The sequence below is a fragment of the Wolbachia endosymbiont of Nasonia giraulti genome, assembly GCF_048054155.1.
Classification (GTDB): Bacteria; Pseudomonadota; Alphaproteobacteria; order Rickettsiales; family Anaplasmataceae; genus Wolbachia; species Wolbachia pipientis_C.
On the sequence record NZ_JAFEVH010000074.1, the window covers coordinates 1 to 4,432 of the forward strand.

Here is a 4,432-nt window from a genome sequence, read left to right on the forward strand (position 1 = left end):
TTGATGTTGCGCTGTTCACAACCATTGTGAGTTGTTACAACGTCAGTGGAAAATTCCGGTCCTCCAGTGGAACCATAAGATATATTTTCTGGAAATCTAATTTCTGTGAATGACATATGTCCTCCTGTGAAAGTAAAATAGTTTGGTTGAAGAAAATGTTGTAATTTGAAAGCGTTTCACATAGTAAATGACGCTATGGAAAGTGGATGAGACTACTGAGTTAAACTGCTGTCACACCCACAATTACTATACTCAGGTTCATTTGAGTTGTCAAGCAAAAAAATAAAATTTTATGGCAAACTGTAACTAGCCTTGCTTGTGACTTAATTCATCTACTTTTTTGCGTAATACATTCAAATCAGTTGCTCCTACAAACAGGCTATCTCCAATTATTAAAAAAGGTGTACCACCTACTCCCAAATCTCTTACTAGAAGCCTACTGTTGTTTATCATTTGCTCAATTTTGTCCGCGTTATCTTTTATGGAATCATTAAAATCGTCCTCATCAATCCCTATGTTTTTCACTATATCCAATATGCTTTCGTCTGAAAATTCTCCTTTGTGACTTAAAGCAGCATGGTGAAAATCGAAATATTTTTCTTTATCGAGAAAATAGACAGCTAAAGCACTTTTTGCTGCCTTTAAAGAAGCGTTACCAAGTATTGGAGCATCCCTAAAGATATACTTAATTTTGCCGTCGTTAATTAACTGCTTTATATCATTCTTTATAGCTTTGCAATGTCCACAAGAATAGTCAAGGAAGCCTACAGCTATAACACTACTATTTTCATTTCCGGAGTAAGGATAAGTAAGGTCAAATATTTGATCCTTGTATTGTGAAATTTTACTTTTGGTTACATTATCTCGAGCAGCGTAACTACTTTTAATCGACTCCTCTTTGAGAGTTTTTACGATCTTATCAAAATTTCTGCTTATATAATTATCTAATTTCTCACCTATATAATCATCGTTTAGCATTTGGCTGCGATTTGAAAGCCAATTGTTTATTATCGGCAAGCTTGCTATTATTAAAATTAATAAAAACGATATTCTAGACATACAATTTATTTAAAAACCTACAATATAAAACTTTTAGTACACATTTATCTATATATTAAAAGAAGCATCTAATGTTAATATATAAAAACATTTATATCAAGTGTATTTTATAACCAGTTTTGCCTCAAATGCAAACTTTAAACAATAAAACTCAAGCACATTACCACAAAGTTCATCAGAAGACTTGGTAGCAGAGGCGCGCGGAGCGTAGATTTAAGTTGTTTCCGCTGTGTATAATTTTCCGCGGAATAAACATATGAACGAGCCAATAATTGGTAGAGAAAAAGAAATAGCTATTCTACAAGACAAACTTCTTTCTCAATCAGCCGAATTTATTGCTGTTTATGGTCGGCGTCGTGTAAATGTTGTATTATCTGCATTTTATCAGCATAATATAGAAGTAATGTAATGCAGATATTATGCCGATGCCAAATTATACGATTACTTCTAAAATTGCTAGTTGTCTTATAAGGATTGAAGCAGCAAAAGAAAAAGTGTTACATTTGCCGCTCACTGTATCAATGCTTTTGTCTCTTCGTGAAACTGCACGGCTTTATACCACACACTATTCTACTATGATTGAAGGAAATCGACTTGAACCTAAACAGATTGAAGAGGTTTTAAGTGGTAAAAGCCACTTTCCAAAATATAGGAGAGATGAAAATGAGGTTAAAGGATATTATGCAGCTTTAACTCAAGTTGAACAATGGGCAGCAAGGAGAATACCCATTACTGAGAAAGCTGTTCAAACACTACATGCTCTAGTAATAGCAAGTGGAAAATCTAAAATAAAATCAACACCTTATCGTGATGGTCAAAATGTTATCCGCGATAGTCTTACACGTGCAATAATTTATATGCCACCTGAAGCAAAGGATGTACCAAAGCTCATGAGCAGTATGATTGATTGGATTCGTAACAGTGAGCAAGTGCCTTGCCCAATTATTGCAGGTATTGCGCATTATCAATTTGTAACAATTCACCCTTACTATGACGGTAATGGTCGTACTGCAAGATTGTTGACTACATTAATTTTACACCTTGGTGGGTATGACCTAAAAGGACTTTATTCATTGGAAGAATATTATGCTAAGAATCTAGGAGCTTATTATGAGGCAATCAGTGTAGGTCCATCGCACAATTATTATATGGGACGAGCTGAAGCAGATATCACTAAGTGGGTGGAGTATTTCGTAGAAGGTATGGCAAATTCATTTGAGAACGTTTTACAACGTATAAATGAAGAAGAATACCACACTGATCAGACTGATCTTATACGTAAGCTTGATCCTAAACAACGCAAAGCTCTTGAGCTCTTCCAGGAGTTTTCCGCTATTACAGCTAGTCAGGTTGGCGAACTATTTAATTTTAAGCCTCGTACCAGTGCGCAACTTTGTAAAAAGTGGGTGGAAATGGGGTTTATCAAGATTGTAGATTTTTCCAATAGAGGAAGGAAATACAAACTTAGTAAGCAATATGAAGATTTGATCTCAAATTAACTGAAAGCTCGCTAGACAGTGCATAGGTCAAATTTCAATAAAGTGCTTGAAAACTAGATATAAACTTAAAATTTTAAAAACTGGAATATGTACAACAACTTACGCGACTTCATCAAAGCCTTAGAAGAAAAAAAAGATCTGATTAGGATTAAGGAGGAAGTTTCAACAGTTCTTGAAATGACAGAAATTCATCGCAGAGTTTTGTCAAGCAAAGGGCCAGCGATCATTTTTGAAAATGTTATCACAGAAAATGGCAAAAATTCGATTCCAGTTTTGGTGAATTTATTTGGTACTATTAAGAGGATTGCATTGGGGTTGAACATAAATCCTGATGAACTAAGAGATCTTGGTAAACTTTTAGCATTTTTGCAATCACCTGAGCCGCCAAAAAACTTTAAGGATGCTATAAAAATGTTTCCTTTGTTGAAAGTCGTGTTATCGATGCGAAGTAAAGTCGTGAGCAAGGCTCCATGTCAAGAGGTAGTGCTAACCGGAGATGAAGTGGACCTAAGTCTACTGCCCATTCAAACATGCTGGCCAAATGAACCTGCACCACTTATCACCTGGCCGATTGTGGTAACAAAAGGACCCACGAAAGAAAAGCAAGATAATTTTAATCTTGGAATATATCGTATGCAGGTTATAGATAAAAAAACAACACTAATGCGTTGGCTTGCACAAAGAGGTGGCGCAACTCACCATAAGCGTTGGAAGGAAGAAGGCAGAGATATGAAATTTCCTGCTGCTGCTGTGATCGGTAGTGATCCTGCAACGATTATTGCTGCGGTAACTCCAGTGCCAGAAACATTGTCAGAATACCAATTTGCTGGACTACTGCGAAAGAAGCCGCTTGAGCTTGTAAATTGTAAGACTATTCCACTTCAAGTGCCAGCTCACGCAGAAATCGTTCTGGAAGGCTATGTGAGTTTGGATAGCTATCAAGACGAAGGGCCATACGGAGACCACACTGGCTACTATAATTCTGTTGAGCAATTTCCTGAATTTAATATTACTGCAATTACTATGCGCAAAAATCCAATTTATCTCAGCACTTTCACTGGCAAGCCACCTGATGAACCATCGATTCTTGGTGAAGCACTCAACGAAATTTTTGTGCCCATTCTTATCAATCAATTTCCAGAGATAGTGGACTTTTATCTGCCACCGGAAGGTTGCTCATATAGAATAGCGGTAGTGTCGATAAAAAAATCCTATCCAGGGCAGGCAAAAAGAATTGTTATGGGCATACTTTCCTTTCTAAAGCAATTTTTATACACGAGGTTTATTATCGTTGTTGATGATGATATAAATGTACGTGATTGGAAGGAAGTGATGTGGGCAATGTCAACAAGGATGGACCCTGTGCGTGATACAATCATGATAGAAAATGCACCTATTGATTATTTAGACTTTGCTTCCCCTGAAAGTGGACTTGGAGGTAAGATGGGATTTGATGCGACAAATAAAATCCCGCCTGAAACCAAACGAGAGTGGGGAAAGAAAATTGAGATGAGTGAGGAAATAGTAAGGAAAGTCGCGGAGAAGTGGGAGGAATATATGGACTAGACTTCTTGCATAAAAGCAGAAAAAAGTTTGGCGTTTTTTATAATGCCGCATTAACTGATAATTGTGATTTAAGTTCGTCACAGTGCCCTTTTTTTGTCATCCTATAGCTATACCGCCGCGGTATCTCTTAGCCGCTAACAAGTAGTGGGATGACGAGCTTATCGTCATCCTGCCGCGAACCGTCATACCGCGATTCATTCGCGGTATCTCAGCCGCTAACAAGCAGCGGGATACTTAGGGATGACGGTTGTTGTTTAGCTGTAAATATTAAGAAATTTACCAAATGAAAAAAAAGGCAAAAGAAGCCC

General features: G+C 37.0%; 5 protein-coding genes. 3 read left to right on the forward strand and 2 right to left on the reverse strand.

The genetic code is table 11. The annotated features are described in order from the left end of the window. Both JR312_RS06100 and JR312_RS06105 read right to left on the reverse strand, forming a co-directional pair. A partial coding sequence (locus JR312_RS06100; protein WP_416636153.1) for a DUF2460 domain-containing protein occupies positions 1–116 on the reverse strand: 116 nt, incomplete at its 3' end. A 190-nt stretch (positions 117–306) separates the two neighbouring features. Beyond that, positions 307–1,059, reverse strand: coding sequence for a DsbA family protein (locus JR312_RS06105; RefSeq protein WP_416647966.1), 753 nt, complete (start codon positions 1,057–1,059; stop codon positions 307–309). A 256-nt stretch (positions 1,060–1,315) separates the two neighbouring features. On the opposite strand from JR312_RS06105, the gene JR312_RS06110 reads away from it, so the two are divergent. From JR312_RS06110 to JR312_RS06120, 3 genes are all read left to right on the forward strand, one after another. Continuing rightward, a complete protein-coding gene (locus tag JR312_RS06110) occupies positions 1,316–1,468 on the forward strand; it encodes a hypothetical protein (protein WP_010081826.1) in 153 nt (50 codons plus the stop codon). Positions 1,469–1,484: 16 nt separating this feature from the next. Continuing rightward, entirely contained in the window at positions 1,485–2,558 is a 1,074-nt protein-coding gene (locus JR312_RS06115) for a Fic family protein (RefSeq protein WP_233395584.1), read from the forward strand. Between the two features lie 87 nt (positions 2,559–2,645). Then, positions 2,646–4,124 (forward strand): UbiD family decarboxylase, encoded by a 1,479-nt coding sequence (locus JR312_RS06120; RefSeq protein ID WP_416647967.1) that lies wholly within the window; start codon positions 2,646–2,648, stop codon positions 4,122–4,124. Positions 4,125–4,432 lie beyond the last annotated feature (308 nt).

Excerpts from the sequence above, each read along its gene's own strand:
- JR312_RS06105 (WP_416647966.1), bottom strand. The coding sequence starts at position 1,059 with ATGTCTAGAATATCGTTTTTATTAATTTTAATAATAGCAAGCTTGCCG.
- JR312_RS06115 (WP_233395584.1), top strand. The coding sequence starts at position 1,485 with ATGCCAAATTATACGATTACTTCTAAAATTGCTAGTTGTCTTATAAGG.
- JR312_RS06110 (WP_010081826.1), top strand. The coding sequence starts at position 1,316 with ATGAACGAGCCAATAATTGGTAGAGAAAAAGAAATAGCTATTCTACAA.
- JR312_RS06120 (WP_416647967.1), top strand. The coding sequence starts at position 2,646 with ATGTACAACAACTTACGCGACTTCATCAAAGCCTTAGAAGAAAAAAAA.